The sequence below is a fragment of the Pseudoalteromonas sp. T1lg76 genome (assembly GCF_002964725.1).
Taxonomy (GTDB): Bacteria; Pseudomonadota; Gammaproteobacteria; order Enterobacterales; family Alteromonadaceae; genus Pseudoalteromonas.
The window spans coordinates 40,737-55,141 of record NZ_PQCE01000002.1 but is presented as its reverse complement, the minus strand read 5'-3'; the positions used below and the strand labels follow the sequence as shown (position 1 = coordinate 55,141).

Genomic DNA, 14,405 nt, shown 5'->3' with positions numbered 1-14,405 from the left:
GCGTGGGTTTTTTATGGGGGAGGCTAAGCCTTTTGCTCGCTGTAGATATTGGGTTGCCAAATTTGCATTAGTATTTCCGGGTTCTCTATCCCTTTGAAACCATATTGAGCATATAAACCATGGGCATCTCTTGTGGCCAACACCATACGCCTTAACCCCTGTAGATCCGGGTGAGAAACAATCGACTCTACAAGCCATTTGCTCAGCCCCTTGCCGCGATGCGCTTCGACTACAAATACATCGGCCAGGTAAGCAAATGTCGCTCTGTCCGTGATTAAACGGGCGAAGCCCACTTGTTGGCCGCCATTTTCAAACACGCCAAAGCAAAAAGAATTATCAATTGCCTTGCGCAAGGTTGCTCTTGGAATGCCCATGGCCCAATAACTTTGAGAAATGAATTGATAAATAACCTCGAAATCCAGGTCTTCATGGTTTGTACTGATTCGATACCCTTTCACTGAACCTTCCTCGCTTGTTACTCGCCATTTTCCTTGGCTGTAGATTGCCTGAAGCCATCAAGTGGCATGGTGATAGCAAAGCATGCGCTTCCTTCACTGTGCGACTCATATTCCAGCGTTCCGCAAAAATATTGACTAATAATTTCATGTGCTAAACACAAGCCCAGTTCCGTAACCGTTGCATCGCGGTTACCGACAACAAGGGTATCGAACAGGTTGCCTTTTATAGCGTCAGGAATACCACAGCCGTTGTCGCAAACCCTTATGGTTAGCTCTTGATTAGCTAAACTGGCTTGAATGTGTAATTTATATTGGGTGGATGGATGCTCAAAGGCATGATTGAAAGAATTTTCTATCAAGATAGCCAGAGGCAGATGCAGTAAAAATCGAGGTGCTTCAATTTGAATGTGTTCATCGACTTCGATGTCTAACTCTACACCCATCCCTTTGTTATCCGCTTCTTCCACACAGGCGCGTATTTCATCTGCAAGCACGAGCATTTGTGCTTTTTCGTCAAATCCATACTGAGTAATCACTTTTAGCTTATTCATTATATTGCTGATGCGACTGGCGCTGTTACCGACTAAATTCGCACAATTTTCTATGCTTTCAATTGATTCAAGTAAGGATTTTTTGGCTAATTTATTCTCGTTAACACAGGCTTTGACCTCTTCAAGGGCAAGAAGCTGACTACTTGATGCGGTCACGGCAATGCCAACCGGCGTGTTTATCTCATGCGCTAGCCCTGGAATAAGGCGCATCAAGGTTGCCGACTTCTCGGCGTTAACCAACCTGGCTTGCACCTGCTCAAGATCGGATACTGCGGCACAGAGCGCGTTATTTTTTGATACGAGCTCGTTGGTTTGATTTTTTACTTCAGAATTCAAAAAGGAAATAATGTTTTTGCGTATGCGTGAACGGGCGTTGTAGAAGAAAATGAGGACGCAAAGTAGGGATAAAAAGCAAACCACCGCAGCGAAATAATAAACGTTGAGTTTCATCGTAGAGTAAGCGATAAATTCGCCCAACTTTTGTTCTCGAATAGATAAAAATTCGTTGATGTGTCTCATTATGCGTACCTTACTTTGCAGGTAGGCTTCGCTATATAAGATTGCTAACGCTTCTTGATTTTTACCTTGGCGCACTAAATCAAAGGCTTGGTTTTCTAATAGCACCAAAGATTCACTTTGGTCATAGGCATGCGTCAGGGCTGTTAACTCTTGCTCGGACGCGCCATTTTCTTTGAGTAAGTCGAGCAGTGATTTAGGTTCGTCACTGGGGAAGGGGGGTGACCCATCGGCCACCATAAGCATGTCCCAGTACACCCTGTTGAGGTGTTTAGGCCTGGGGCTCTCGCCGGAGCGAATACTCAGGATTTGTTCAAAAAACTCTTTAAACTTGGGGTTCGTTGTAGCAGCGTAGGCTCTTGCCATCATGGTGAGTTGATCTGAACTCAAGCGCAGTTCTTGAGAGAGTCGTACTAGGTTAAAGTTTTGCTCCAAGCCTTTTTGTTGCTCACTCTTACTGACAAAGGCTAGAACCACAAACACTAATGCGGCTATAAATAAGGTTAAACACAGTCCGATAATGTATTCAAAGTATTTGAAGCTAAGAAATTTATGATATTGCTTTTCATTCATCGACCAACTCAGCTCGTAACTAATATAAAGCTTAACCCTTGATTCTTAGTATAGGTGAAGTTTTTTTGGCCCTGCGTGTTCTTGTTATGGAGGGGTGAGATTTATGCAGGCGAACTGCTGTGTTCCAGCTAATTCTTCAGACCTTGATAGCGGTGAGAAAGCAAACCAAAGTAGGTCTATAAACTCCCGGATTTATATCTACAAGGTAATGAGTTAGTGGTGAAAATGCAGCACCAGAAAAGTGCTGCATAGGTGTTTGGTTTTATATTTAAAGCCCAAACGGGTTATCGATACTGTGTGCCGGCTCGGTAAACCACACCGGGCCATTTTCCGTGGTATAGAAGTGATCTTCCAAACGCACGCCAAACTCGCCCGGGAGCACCAGCATGGGCTCGTTCGAGAAACACATGCCCGGCGCCAGCACCTGCGGGTTGTTTTTAACCAGATAGGGCCATTCGTGAATATCTAAGCCTATGCCATGGCCGGTACGGTGCGGGCAGCCTGGTAGTTGATAATCCGGGCCAAGGTTTTGCTCGGCAAGGTAGCTGCGTGCGGCCAAATCGACGTCACCACAGGTGTTGCCTACCTGCGCTGCGGCAAAGGCTTTAAGCTGGGCATTCTTTTCAATTTCCCAGAACATGCGCTGGCGCTCGGTGACCTCACCAAACACATAGGTGCGGGTGATATCGCTTAAATAACCTTTAAGCTGACAGCCTGTGTCAATCAGCACCATGTCACCTTGTTTTAAGGTTTGTGCGTCCTTTACGCCATGGGGAAAGCTGGTGGCCTGGCCAAACAGTACGATACAGAAATAGTTACCGGCAACGGCGCCTACTTTTTTGTGCGCCGTATTAATAAAGGCTTCCACCTCGCGGGTGCTGATCCCTTCATAAAGAATGGATGCCGCGGCCTTGTGTACTTCCAATGTCATGTCCATAGCACGTTGGATCAGCGCTAGTTCATTGGCTGATTTTTGCATACGGCAATGCTTGGTCACCTCGCCACCATTAATCAGGGTGTAATTGGGCGCGGCTTTTTTGATGCCATCGGCAATAAAAAATTGCGCGCTTTCATCTATGGCCAAAGTAGCTGTGTCGCCATAACCCAGTTGCGTCATCACCTCGCGCACCAGTTCATAGGGATTTTCTTCTTCTTGCCATGCATGAATGGGGGCATCAATCACCTGGTAGTCGCGCAGCGAACCAATTTCAAAAAACGGGGCGATAAAAGCAATATCACCTTGGGCAGGAAGAAGGGCACCCACCAAACGCTCACTCGCGTACCATTTTAAGCCGGTGAAATAGGTCATATTGGTGCCGGCATTAAGGTAGACGGCGTCTATGCTGTTGGCTTGCATATAGGCCTGGGCTTTGGCTATTCGGGTGCGGTACTCCACCTCTTCAATGGGCTTAATATCCGTGGTCATGTCGCTTAGCTGCGCCAGTGCTTGTTCTTGAGTTTGATAGCCAATGCCTTTCATTGCGCCTAGCTCCTTACTTATGAAACCGCGAGATGCAAAATGCATCGAGATTTATCGCAGTGGGTTGTTCGTTAATACTTGCTGCTATCAGCTTGCTCCTTGTTGCCACTTGAGTCAGTCCTCAGTGCTGCGTGTAACCAAGCCGCTGGCACAGCACTTTACTGTATGCAGCGATACACACAACCGGTTTGCGATAAGTGTGTGTGGTCTGCGCTAAATAACTGGCAAAACCTCTGGGAAGGATGTATCGCCTCAACGCGTAGGGCCACATACTCTGCGCCCGCCTGAGCTAATGTATCAAAAAGATGACTGCTCAGCGCTTTTGGTGATACGGCATCGCCTACCTGAGTAATAAAAGGGTATGGTTAATATTGGTGCTCAGCCTAGGCCCAAGGGCCAGCTTTTGCTCATGAAATAAATGCCAATCCAGTGAGGGTATATCCATTGAGATACAAGAAGCAGAACTCAGATTAAATTACCTAAAAAACAAAAAAGCGCTCACTAGGAGCGCTTAAAGTAACGATTATAAAGGAATGAAACGAACCCCTTTAGCCTTGACCACCTTTTAGGTTGCCCTTCGGTACCTGGCAGCCATTGGCCTTGAGATAGTCGACTGCATCCTTGGCCTGTACTAGACCCCAGCCATAAGCATAGTCATAGCCCGACTCACCCAGATCCTGCGCCGAGGCACGAAGCGCCATGCGAATACCATTTGCAGAGCATTCGGGGAAATTACTCCATACCAGAGCAGCGACGCCGGATACATGAGGGGTTGCCATGGATGTGCCGGACATTAGATCGTGATCCGGGAAGTTTGCCGATGAAATTGTGGTCTCTTTACCAAGATTATCCATCAACAACTGACCTTCTTGGTAGGTGACGGCTCCAGCAATCATGTCGGTTGGATTGATCATGGGGATCAATTTACCTGGCATGTTATTGCGCACGATAACACCTACACCACCGTCGGCTTCACATTGGTCCACTTTTTGAAAGAAAGGGATTTGTCCCCGTTCCATTAGGCAAATTTTGCCAGTGACATCGCCACAGCTTTCGGTACCCAGACCACAATCCACCAGTTCGCCGGTGACACTGCCTATACCCGAGTTTTCCATTGAGTAGTGCAGCACGTTTAGGCCATCTTGCACCACATTAAACTTATTAAAGCGAGCACCTCGTCCCTGAGGAACGGTCGAGAAAACATCCACGCCAGGGGCGCTGAGCTCAACCTGACTCGTGCGCTGGGAGAAAGACGCATGACCTTTAGAGCTATCGATAGCGGCTACGGAAACCACACTGTCGTATGAAGCTGGGTAGCTGTGGCTCGGCTGGCCCGAGTTACCTGCGGCGGCAATCATCAGCACATTGTTACGCGCGGTCTTGGCGATGGCACGTTCCTCAAGAGGGCTAGAGAAGGTGCCGCCTAAACTCATAGAAATGATATTGGCGCCCGCTTGCTCACATTCATTGATGGCATGAGCCAGATCCGAGGCATAAGCCCAGGCACCATTGCCTGCAAATACGCGGACGATATGCATATCAAGGGAGTGATCCGAGACCAAGCCCACGGTGCCGATGTCGTTGTTCACGGCCGCTATGGTGCCGGCAACATGGGTGCCGTGACCAAATGGGTCTTCATACCATACGCCAGCGCCTCCGTCTTCGGCACCTGTTACAGCCGCGCTAGGCAGATCTGGATGGCTTAAGCCATAACCGCTGTCAATTACGCACACCTTCTGGCCGCCTTGGTAGCTTACTTGATCACCTTGCACCATGGGCAGGCCATAGGGAATAAATTGGGTGCTGCCCTCAGACATCAGCTTTCGCGGCATGTCCGGATAGAATGCCTGAATGCCCTTTAATGCTGAAACATTGCCAAGCTGGCTTTTATCTAGGGTGATCGCCAGACTATCCAAATCTGATAATTCGCGATTTATTTGAATGCCTTGCGCAACAAGCTGTGATTTAACGCTATCAAAGTCGTTGGCGTTGACCTCTAGGACCATGCGCAGTGGCTCGGCGGCCGTTGCGGGTAGACTCAGTAGGGTGGCGATACTCGCCGCAAGTAGGGTTTTATTTTTTAGTACTTTCATTTTTGGCTCCTTGCGTTTAGGCGTCGTCATCGCTTGATGGACAATCTTGTACTTGAACGTTACCGCTCATGGTTCCGGCATTGTGATAACCCTCATACGGGCCAGACTCGAGTAACATCACATTTAAGATGCCATTGGCACCAAAGCCCGAGTTGATCCCCTCGCCGATATCCATCATGCAGGCAAAGCCTGTTCCTTCGCCGGGCGCACCTGGGTTGGTAGAGTCATAATTAAACTCAACCTGGAACATGCCCTCGGTACAGATATCTTGTTTGCAATGTTGAGTTTCATCCTCAAGACCATCTGGGTCGACAGGGTCAACACTGCATAAGCCGGCGCCAGAGACACTGGCTCTAAATGCTACGCCGCCGACTTGTTGCCAATCGATGGCGGTTTTATCCTGGTAATTTACGCGGCCGTTAATGTCGCCATCACAGCGTGCCGCATGAGCGGTAAAGACCGCCTTGCCGTCACCGCCTTGCGAGTGCAAGGTGCCGCCGACCGCCACACGGCCATCGAGCTTGGCGCAACCGCTTAACGTGGTCATTGCCCCAAGTATGAGTAATCCTAGATATGTTGATTTCATTGGACCTTCCCCAAAAATTTAAGATTTTTGTTTTTATATGTGATGCCGCTTGTTGTGCAAAAGGCCATTCAGGCGCTTTACCGACAAGCAGCGATTTACTGCCTACAAAAATTAGTAGAGCATTCGCCATCTGATTACAACGCCCGCTCTTTGCGCAAAGTATTGGAAATGGGGCGGGAGAAAGCGCGGTGGAATTAAAAAATCAGTGTTAACAGGGTGTTAAATTGGCATCGAAACACATGTGCTAAATGGTGTTAATTTGTACTGTTCTGTATCAGGCGTTGGCATTTAATACTTTTTACTGTTGTTAGAATATAAACTCTATTATTTTATTAGTATCAGTCACTTAACATTTGAGCCAGGTTGCATATCCGCTGCGATAACGAAGAGGTTGTGTGTCGTTTTAGGAAATGACATCATTCAAGCCTTTGGATATTGTCTGCAATTCAAAATAGGAACACTCTTGTATATCGCAGACGTTATAGAAAACTAAAGGCGTGAGCCATCACCTTTACCTGCCGCAGCGAAATTAAAAAGAAGCTATGATGCTTTGTTTAAATTGGGTTTGCTGAGATATTGATAGCGTAAAGGCGCGCTTGGTGCTGTCAGCGCCTTAATTCAGACAGGCATTAGCCGTAACAGCCGTTTTGCTTCATTTTTAGGGTCTTCTTACAAGGGGTTATATTTAACTATGAGTCAGGTTTTTTTAACGCGTTTGGCACGACTACAACATCTTATGCTCTCGCAGGGCGATGAACTGCTAATCGTACAGGGACTTGAGAATATCGCTTACCTTAGTGGCTTTTCCGGCAATGCCGCGACCCTGTTGGTGATGCCGCAAAAGGTGATGATGATCACCGACTATCGCTATTACCAGCGCGCCCTGAGTGAAACCCAGAATATCGAGGTGGTGCAGCGGGACCGTGATAATGAAAGCTTGGGCGCCTGTATTGCGCGACTAAGCGGCAAAAATCTGCGCATTGGCTTTGAAGCGGCGCACTTTAGCGTGGCGCAGTGGCAGGGCATAGCTAGTGAATTGAACGCCGCCGCGCTCACACCAAGAACCGATATGGTTGAGTCCTTGCGGCGGATAAAAGACGAGGATGAAATTGATTGCATACGTCAGGCTGCGGGCATCGCCGACAGTGCTTTGGCACATACGTTAACGCAAATTAAAACTGGTATCACAGAGCGTGAGCTGGCCATTGAGCTGGATTATCAGATGCAATTGCGCGGCTCTAACGGCACCTCATTCAACACCATCATGCTGTTTGGTGAGCGCAGCGCCTTGCCTCATGGTAATCCCGGGGAGAAGCAGCTGGCTGAGGGCGACTTTATTCTCATCGACTTTGGCGCCGTGGTGAAGGGCTACCGCTCGGATATGACCCGCAGCTATGTATGGGGGCAGCCTAGCGCAGAGCAGCAGGCGATTTTCGATACGGTACAAAACGCCCAGCGCACTGCCCTTGATGCGGTGCGTCCGGGAATAAGCGCCCATGAGCTTAGTGCCAAAGCCCATGAGGTGCTGCAAGCCAGTCCGTTTGGCCAATATGCCGGGGAAGGGCTAGGCCATGGCCTAGGTTTATTCTTGCACGAAATTCCATTTTTGAAGCCCGGCGAGCATTACCGTTTGCAAGCCGGTAATGTGATCACCATAGAGCCGGGCATTTATATCCCGGGCCTTGGTGGCGTGCGTCTAGAAGAAGACATAGTAGTGACGGCAAATGGTTATGATTGCCTGACCCAGGCGCCGCAGCAGTTTATTTTAGGGGGCTGAAAAAACGCTGTTGGCGCTAAGCTGAGATAATAGAGTGACGGTTAGGGTAATGAACTTTTTTGTTTTTCTAAACTTACTGACAAGGAGGCTGGATACCCTCACTCTTTTACTAATCCAAGATAGTTGCATTGGCAGTATATGCACGCCTGGAAGTTGCGATGAAATCAATTATATATCTGATCATATTTTTAGTCGGTTATGTCTGTATCAGTTATTTTAGTGGGGAGCTGGTATTCTACCCTGGTGCGCTACCGGCTGTTTTCTTTTTATATGGAAGTGTCGGCGCAATTCTATTTCGGTGGCTATCGGCCAGGAAATTACGCATCAAGGAAGTGATCTTTATTCCCTTAATTTCAATTGGTTTAATGTTGAAGGCTTTCGATAGAGATGAAAACTTAATCGTAGGTTTGGGCTTGAGTTTTATGCTTTGCTTTGTGTTAGGAGTGGCGCTGGCTAATTGGTATTTAGCTCGCCAGCAGAAGTAAGTTGCAAGTTGGATATCATCAGAACAGAACTCTTGAGCAGTGAGTTTATGCAAAGGCTTTAACTTTTAATCAATATTAGTACCTATCCAAAAAAGCTCTCTATTCTTAGCTTATTTATGCCTTGCTCGTTGATTTGTCGGGTACAATTATTTAAATTGCACCATACAAATGATTAACAATTAACGGCATTATGATTAAAAAAACAAAAACAACGCTTTTCGCACCTGGGATCTTGAGTTTGGCGTTAGTGGGGTGCGGCGGCGGTGGCTCAAGTGATCCTGAACCTCAACCCGTTGTACAGTCTTATACGGTTAGCATTAATATCAATGGCAACGGTTCGGTTACCACGGATGACAGCAGCTATTCTAACGAACAGGTGGCCGTATTTACCGTGACCCCAGATGAAGGTTATTTGCTGGAAAGCTTCACCGGGTGTGGTGTTGAACTTAGCATTGAACAAAAGAACAGCACTGACAGCGTCTTAGCCTATTCACAGGCCATGACTTCTAACTGTGAAGTAACAGTCACATTTGCCCAGCGCATTGAACTAAGTACAGCTATAGCCGATGAAACCTTACTGGCTTGCGCGCAAGGCAAGAACGACGACAATGTTGAAGGTAATCACTATGCCGATGAGGTCTATATTCTTAATTGCATGGATCAAGCGGTGAGCTCAACGCAAGGGCTTGAGTATCTAGTGAATTTGGAAACTCTTAATCTAACCCGTTCAGGGGTGAGTAGTTTAAATATCTCGGCAAATGCCAGATTAGGTAATCTGTTAGTTGATCAAAACAAACTCACCGAGTTGGACACGACCAATAATCCATATTTAACCTGGATAGACGCCGATTATAATGAGTTGACTCACCTTGATATCAGTCATAACCCCATACTAGAAAACCTCAGTGTGTATGGGAATAACCTGACGACGATCGATGTCAGCCAAAATACCCAGTTAAGCTACTTAAGTGTTGGCGCCAATGCCATTGCTGCGATTGACGTATCGCAGAACGAATCCCTTACTTCACTGAATGTCGGTGCCATGCTGCTCACTGATCTTATCCTTGCTCATAACCCAAACCTGAAAACGCTGTATGCTGAAGGCAATCAATTGGGCAGCCTAGACTTTTCAAACAATCCGCTGCTTGAAACCGTTTCTTTGAGTGGCAATGTGCAACTGATGCAAATCGATGTATCCGTATTACCTCAGCTAACCAGTCTTTTTATTGATATGAACGAGACGCGCCCCGGTGTTATGTCGGAGTTGGATTTAAGTCAAAACAAAAACTTAGAGCGCCTGTGGTTGGGTTATCAATTGTTTACTCAGATAGACCTGGCTGCAAACCAGAAGCTTTACGATCTTAATATCGAGAACAATAAATTGACTAGTATCGATGTGACCAATAACCCAGCACTTACCTCGTTGACCCTCAACGATAACCAACTGACCAGCATTGATCTGGCCAATAACCCAGAGCTTGATACCCTGTATCTAAACAATAACCCCTTGTCATCATTGGACTTAACGGCAAATACTAAGCTGACGTATGTGTATTACGATGGCGATGTTCAATGCGTGGGTGCAGCCTGTAACTAAGCGTTAGTCTTAGCTTCTAGGTTAAAAGTTATACCAACAAGGCGGGGTTATTTTACCCCGCCTTTTGCATGCGTCGGTCAAAAATAGCCTCGTCGTTTTGCTGGTACACAGTGATTAGCTGGCGCAGGGCACCTTGCATCATCTTCAGTGGCACCAGGGTAAAATAGACCGAGGCGATAATCACCATTACAGGATCGGCGAACACGGCGTATTCTACCAGTCCCGCATAGCTCATCGCGGAGGCGACAATAAATCCCGCCATCACCGCGCCACTGATCACCGAGTCCATCAACCATTGTTTCGACTCCGCCTCAATCAGTGCCGACTTAGATTGGTTGCCACGTTTGGCAAGCAGCCAATAGGTGCCCAGGCAGCCGACAAGGTTGATCACGGCGAATACTAATGCCAGTCCGGTATCTACCTCGCGGCCTCCCGCTAAAATGGCCAAAACCGCCGAGACAAAAGAGGCGCCGCACATCAGGGTAATGGCAAAGCCCTTAAAGGCGATCACCGCCGGCTCAATCAAGTTGATATTCACATTATGCTGACCTGCCTTGGGGGAGCGGATATACCAGGCGGCAGCCAGAGAAATAATGGTCAGAAACAGGCTAACCAGCGAGTAGGCGCCATCGAAGAGGATCACCAGTGAGCCCATCCAGACTCCCAGGCCTATGCCCATAAGGGCAAACACTAAGGCCGACGCGGTAGAGAAGGTTAATAATTTTTTCTCTAAAGAAATACTGCACGACATACCCACCTCTATTTTGGCAATTTTTCGTCAGCTATCGCTGGCGTTTTACTTGTTGGCGTAGATTTTATAGTGGGTTTGGCTATTCCCATAATCGCTGAGCGACGATATTATCGGCGCTGGTTGCCATGGCTTTATTTTGCTCTTTTTGCCTTGGCTGCAAACTAGTTAGATTTCAATGGATTTGTGCGGGTGTAATTGATGAAAATAAGCCAGTTGGAAATGTTTCTCGCCATCAGCGAGTCGGGTTCTATTGCTGAGGCCGCGCGGCGGCTGGGGAAAAGCCGCACCACCTTGAGTTCGTCATTAAGTGCGCTGGAGGATGAGCTTGGCGTTGAACTCTTAGAGCGCAGTGGTAATCAGGTGATGCTTACCAATATCGGCCAGGTGATCAAGAACGATTGTGAGCGTATGGTTATGATAGCCAATGATATTTCCGGGCGCTGTCAGCAACATTTGCAGGGGGTTGAGTCTGTGCTGCGCATCGCTCGGGACGATGCCTTACCCGAGTCTTATTGGCGCCAGCTTATTCATGATATGAGTGTGCAATTTCCCGGCACCAGCGTGTCTGTGTATATGGCGCCGCCGCCGGAGCTTAACGATATGGTGGAGCAGAATATGGTTGATATCGCCTATTGCTTATTACCTCATAGCAACCGCTTGCCGAACACCCACCATGTTAAGTTGGGGGAAATTCGCATGATGACGGTGGCCAAAAGCGATCACCCCCTGTGTAAGCTCTCTCAGGTTGTTCGCTCTGACTTGGCTCGCTATACCGAATTTGCCTTGGCGACCATAGACGATGAGGGGTTACGCGCCGTGTCACCAGCCTCAAGTAATTATATTGCCCTGCCGTTTTATGAGCATCTGCGCAATGCGGTGCTCGATGGCACGGGCTTTTCCAATGTGCCCTCGGTGCTGATCAACCCCTATCTGCGCGATGGCAGTGTGAAGGTGCTCAACTATGATCAAGCGATGCAGCGCCAGGCCTATGGCATGATCCAAAATCGCTATAGTCAGCTTGGTGGGCTCACCCAGTGGCTGGCCGAGCAGCTGGAGGACTATTTAAGTGAGGGCTAGGCTAGCTAAGCATGCGGCAGCAGCGAATGCAGCAGGTTTTCCATCTCCTGTTGTGTTATAAAGCAGGGTACAGGGTAATCCGGGTGCGCTTCCGCCAGTGCTTGCTTGGCAATTAGTGGGATATCCTCGGCTTTTAAATCGGCAATGAAGGGTGGAATACCCAACTCATCCAGCAGCGCATAAATTCTATCGCGCAACTGGGCGGCACTGCTTTGCTCGCCTAGAGTATGCTTTGCTAATTGCTCCAGACTGGCATCGACTCTATCGCCATAAAAATCCAAAATGGGTCTAAGCACCAGAGCATTGGCTAGGCCATGACCTAGGCCGTAAAAAGCCCCTAGCTGATGGGCGATGGCATGCACATAGCCGACCGAGGTACGGGTAAAGGCTTGACCGGCAAACATGGCGGCCCAGAGCATGTCGGTGCGGGCGCCCAGGTCGTGAGGCTGGTTGTAAGCCTTGGGCAGCGCGCCGAGAATAAGCGCCACGGCTTTTTCACTTTTACCACGCGTATAGGCGCTGGCATTGATGCCAATATAGGCTTCAAGAGCATGGGTAAGCGCATCTATGCCTGTGCTGGCCGTTAGCCCCGGCGGTAAGCCTGCGGTGAGCTCGGGCAAAAACAACACGCCCTTGGGCACCAGGCAAAGGTCATTGATGGAAAACTTAAGCTTGCGTTCGGTATCGCTGACCACGGCGGCTACCGTCACCTCGGAGCCGGTGCCCGCGGTGGTGGGGACAACATACACAGGGGGCAAGGTGCGCAACACCTTAAACAGCCCATGCATTTGTCGTAACGACTTTTTGGGGCGAGCAATACGTGCGGCGATAAGCTTGGCGCAATCCATGGCCGAGCCGCCCCCAATGGCCAACAGGGTGTCGCATTGGTTTGCCTGGTAGCAGCGCACGCCTTGCTCTATCTGTTCGATACTGGGGTTGGCGCCAAGGTCGCTAAAAATAGTCACCTCAATGTTATTGGCAATTAGTTGCTCCTGCAAAGAGGCATGTAAATTAAGGGCGATAACACCCGGGTCGCTTATCAGCAGGATGCGTTTACACTTTTGCGCAGACAAGTGAGCCAGCCATTGCTCAATGGCCTTATCGCCATGAAACACATGGGGCTCGGGAATGGGCAAGAGCATGGCCGCCAGGCGTAAACCCAGGTGATAGGTCCGATAGAAAAGGTGTTTAACAGCCATGTTTCCTCTGTTCTAACTTGTTGAATAAAAGCCTGTTCTTAATAAAAGCAAATTTAGGTACTAAACACCAGAGCAGAAGCCAGGAGGTCACTTAGGGTGGCAGGTCTGCGCCGAAATGAGTTAGAGCCTAACCAGATAGCGTTGCACGCATTTATCGCCGACCTCTATTTCTGAGTCGAGCCGGCCGCCGCAGGCGATGATGGTTTGGCCAGATACCTGATTATCCTTGTAGCAATGGATATGCACCTCATTGACCTGGCGCTGCTGCAAAAACGCAATGGACTTGGCCATCAGCACCTTGCCCAAACCAAGCCCGCGTTGACTGGGGCGAATGCTTAAGCCAATATGGCCACCGCAATGAGCAATGGCTTCATTGAGGGTATGGCGAATATTGGTGACCCCGATGATTTCACCCTTATCGACCAACCACAGGGTTGAGCTGGGCACAAAGCCTTCAGGCAGGTTTATGCCTTTGGCAAATTCATCCAGCCGTGCCAGTAGCGCGGGGAAATCTTGATGCTCAAAATCCAGTGGAAAAGGATAGCGCTCTTCATCGCCCAACTCGGCGATATAGTCGCGGTAGCTTTGTGCAAACTCCAGGCTAGGGGTGACTAACTTCATGAATCAACCTAATTTATTGAGAAACATAAGAAACCGAGCATATATCATACCTATTCAATTAAATAGCTAATCATTCTAGCGGGCTAGCTGAGACTCTTCTTGCGGTAAACTAAATTTTGATCAATTATATTGTGCACAATCTAAATGGGGTTTCTTATGTCTATCTACGAATTTTCTGCGACCAATAACAAAGGCGAAGAGGTGGCCTTATCCAGCTTTAAGGGTAAGGTGATGTTGATCGCCAATACCGCGAGCAAGTGCGGTTTTACGCCTCAATACCAGGGCTTAAATGATCTATATAAAGACCTGCAAGCCAAGGGGCTGGTGGTGCTAGGTTTCCCTTGCAACCAGTTTGGCGAGCAAGAGCCGGGCAGCGATAGCGAGATCAGCGAGTTTTGCGAGCTGAACTATGGCGTGTCTTTCCCCATTATGAGCAAGATAGACGTTAATGGCGCGGGTGCTCATCCCTTGTTTGACTACCTCAAGGCTCAGGCCCCGGGCCTGTTGGGCACCAAGAAGATCAAATGGAACTTTACCAAGTTTCTGGTCGACCAAAACGGCAAGGTGTTAAAGCGTTATGCACCACTGACCAAGCCCGAAGCGATCCGCGCCGACATCGAAGCCCTGCTAGCGAGCTAACG

At 48.5% G+C, this 14,405-nt stretch carries 13 protein-coding genes; 5 read left to right on the top strand and 8 right to left on the bottom strand.

The window, feature by feature from the left end:
• Window positions 1-23: 23 nt before the first annotated feature.
• From C2M35_RS00275 to C2M35_RS00255, 5 genes are all read right to left on the bottom strand, one after another.
• Window positions 24-458, bottom strand: a complete 435-nt coding sequence (locus C2M35_RS00275) for a GNAT family N-acetyltransferase (RefSeq protein ID WP_105264354.1) — start codon at window positions 456-458, stop codon at window positions 24-26.
• Between the two features lie 17 nt (window positions 459-475).
• Complete coding sequence (locus C2M35_RS00270; protein ID WP_105264353.1) at window positions 476-2,098, bottom strand: sensor histidine kinase; 1,623 nt, start codon at window positions 2,096-2,098, stop codon at window positions 476-478.
• A 268-nt stretch (window positions 2,099-2,366) separates the two neighbouring features.
• Window positions 2,367-3,578: a M24 family metallopeptidase gene (locus tag C2M35_RS00265; RefSeq protein WP_105264352.1), complete on the bottom strand. Its 1,212-nt coding sequence runs from the start codon at window positions 3,576-3,578 to the stop codon at window positions 2,367-2,369.
• Window positions 3,579-4,126: 548 nt separating this feature from the next.
• Window positions 4,127-5,671: a S8 family serine peptidase gene (locus C2M35_RS00260; protein WP_158677875.1), complete on the bottom strand. Its 1,545-nt coding sequence runs from the start codon at window positions 5,669-5,671 to the stop codon at window positions 4,127-4,129.
• A gap of 16 nt (window positions 5,672-5,687) precedes the next feature.
• On the bottom strand, window positions 5,688-6,257 hold the full coding sequence (locus C2M35_RS00255; protein ID WP_158677874.1) for a hypothetical protein: 570 nt from the start codon (window positions 6,255-6,257) through the stop codon (window positions 5,688-5,690).
• Between the two features lie 691 nt (window positions 6,258-6,948).
• On the opposite strand from C2M35_RS00255, the gene C2M35_RS00250 reads away from it, so the two are divergent.
• The 3 genes from C2M35_RS00250 to C2M35_RS00240 all read left to right on the top strand — a co-directional run bounded on the left by C2M35_RS00250 (window position 6,949) and on the right by C2M35_RS00240 (window position 10,116).
• On the top strand, window positions 6,949-8,034 hold the full coding sequence (locus C2M35_RS00250; protein WP_105264350.1) for a M24 family metallopeptidase: 1,086 nt from the start codon (window positions 6,949-6,951) through the stop codon (window positions 8,032-8,034).
• Between the two features lie 128 nt (window positions 8,035-8,162).
• Entirely contained in the window at window positions 8,163-8,519 is a 357-nt protein-coding gene (locus C2M35_RS00245) for a hypothetical protein (protein ID WP_158677873.1), read from the top strand.
• A 190-nt stretch (window positions 8,520-8,709) separates the two neighbouring features.
• Window positions 8,710-10,116 (top strand): InlB B-repeat-containing protein, encoded by a 1,407-nt coding sequence (locus tag C2M35_RS00240; protein WP_105264348.1) that lies wholly within the window; start codon window positions 8,710-8,712, stop codon window positions 10,114-10,116.
• 52 nt (window positions 10,117-10,168) lie between these two features.
• Here C2M35_RS00240 and C2M35_RS00235 read toward each other — a convergent pair whose 3' ends face one another.
• On the bottom strand, window positions 10,169-10,867 hold the full coding sequence (locus C2M35_RS00235) for a cation transporter (protein ID WP_105264347.1): 699 nt from the start codon (window positions 10,865-10,867) through the stop codon (window positions 10,169-10,171).
• A 198-nt stretch (window positions 10,868-11,065) separates the two neighbouring features.
• On the opposite strand from C2M35_RS00235, the gene C2M35_RS00230 reads away from it, so the two are divergent.
• Window positions 11,066-11,944 (top strand): LysR family transcriptional regulator, encoded by an 879-nt coding sequence (locus C2M35_RS00230; RefSeq protein WP_105201598.1) that lies wholly within the window; start codon window positions 11,066-11,068, stop codon window positions 11,942-11,944.
• 5 nt (window positions 11,945-11,949) lie between these two features.
• On the opposite strand, the gene C2M35_RS00225 is transcribed toward C2M35_RS00230, so the two are convergent.
• The gene (locus C2M35_RS00225) at window positions 11,950-13,143 is read right to left on the bottom strand and encodes an iron-containing alcohol dehydrogenase (RefSeq protein ID WP_105264346.1); all 1,194 of its coding nucleotides are present in this window, start codon (window positions 13,141-13,143) and stop codon (window positions 11,950-11,952) included.
• Between the two features lie 120 nt (window positions 13,144-13,263).
• Complete coding sequence (locus C2M35_RS00220; RefSeq protein ID WP_105201596.1) at window positions 13,264-13,764, bottom strand: GNAT family N-acetyltransferase; 501 nt, start codon at window positions 13,762-13,764, stop codon at window positions 13,264-13,266.
• A gap of 156 nt (window positions 13,765-13,920) precedes the next feature.
• Between C2M35_RS00220 and C2M35_RS00215 the strand changes: the two genes are divergently transcribed.
• Window positions 13,921-14,403: a glutathione peroxidase gene (locus C2M35_RS00215; protein WP_105201595.1), complete on the top strand. Its 483-nt coding sequence runs from the start codon at window positions 13,921-13,923 to the stop codon at window positions 14,401-14,403.
• The last annotated feature ends 2 nt before the right edge of the window (window positions 14,404-14,405 follow it).

Bases quoted from the DNA above. Each gene is read 5' to 3' on its own strand.
- C2M35_RS00270 (WP_105264353.1), bottom strand. From the start codon at position 2,098: ATGAATGAAAAGCAATATCATAAATTTCTTAGCTTCAAATACTTTGAA.
- C2M35_RS00265 (WP_105264352.1), bottom strand. From the start codon at position 3,578: ATGAAAGGCATTGGCTATCAAACTCAAGAACAAGCACTGGCGCAGCTA.
- C2M35_RS00260 (WP_158677875.1), bottom strand. From the start codon at position 5,671: ATGAAAGTACTAAAAAATAAAACCCTACTTGCGGCGAGTATCGCCACC.
- C2M35_RS00255 (WP_158677874.1), bottom strand. From the start codon at position 6,257: ATGAAATCAACATATCTAGGATTACTCATACTTGGGGCAATGACCACG.
- C2M35_RS00250 (WP_105264350.1), top strand. From the start codon at position 6,949: ATGAGTCAGGTTTTTTTAACGCGTTTGGCACGACTACAACATCTTATG.
- C2M35_RS00240 (WP_105264348.1), top strand. From the start codon at position 8,710: ATGATTAAAAAAACAAAAACAACGCTTTTCGCACCTGGGATCTTGAGT.
- C2M35_RS00235 (WP_105264347.1), bottom strand. From the start codon at position 10,867: ATGTCGTGCAGTATTTCTTTAGAGAAAAAATTATTAACCTTCTCTACC.
- C2M35_RS00230 (WP_105201598.1), top strand. From the start codon at position 11,066: ATGAAAATAAGCCAGTTGGAAATGTTTCTCGCCATCAGCGAGTCGGGT.
- C2M35_RS00225 (WP_105264346.1), bottom strand. From the start codon at position 13,143: ATGGCTGTTAAACACCTTTTCTATCGGACCTATCACCTGGGTTTACGC.
- C2M35_RS00220 (WP_105201596.1), bottom strand. From the start codon at position 13,764: ATGAAGTTAGTCACCCCTAGCCTGGAGTTTGCACAAAGCTACCGCGAC.
- C2M35_RS00215 (WP_105201595.1), top strand. From the start codon at position 13,921: ATGTCTATCTACGAATTTTCTGCGACCAATAACAAAGGCGAAGAGGTG.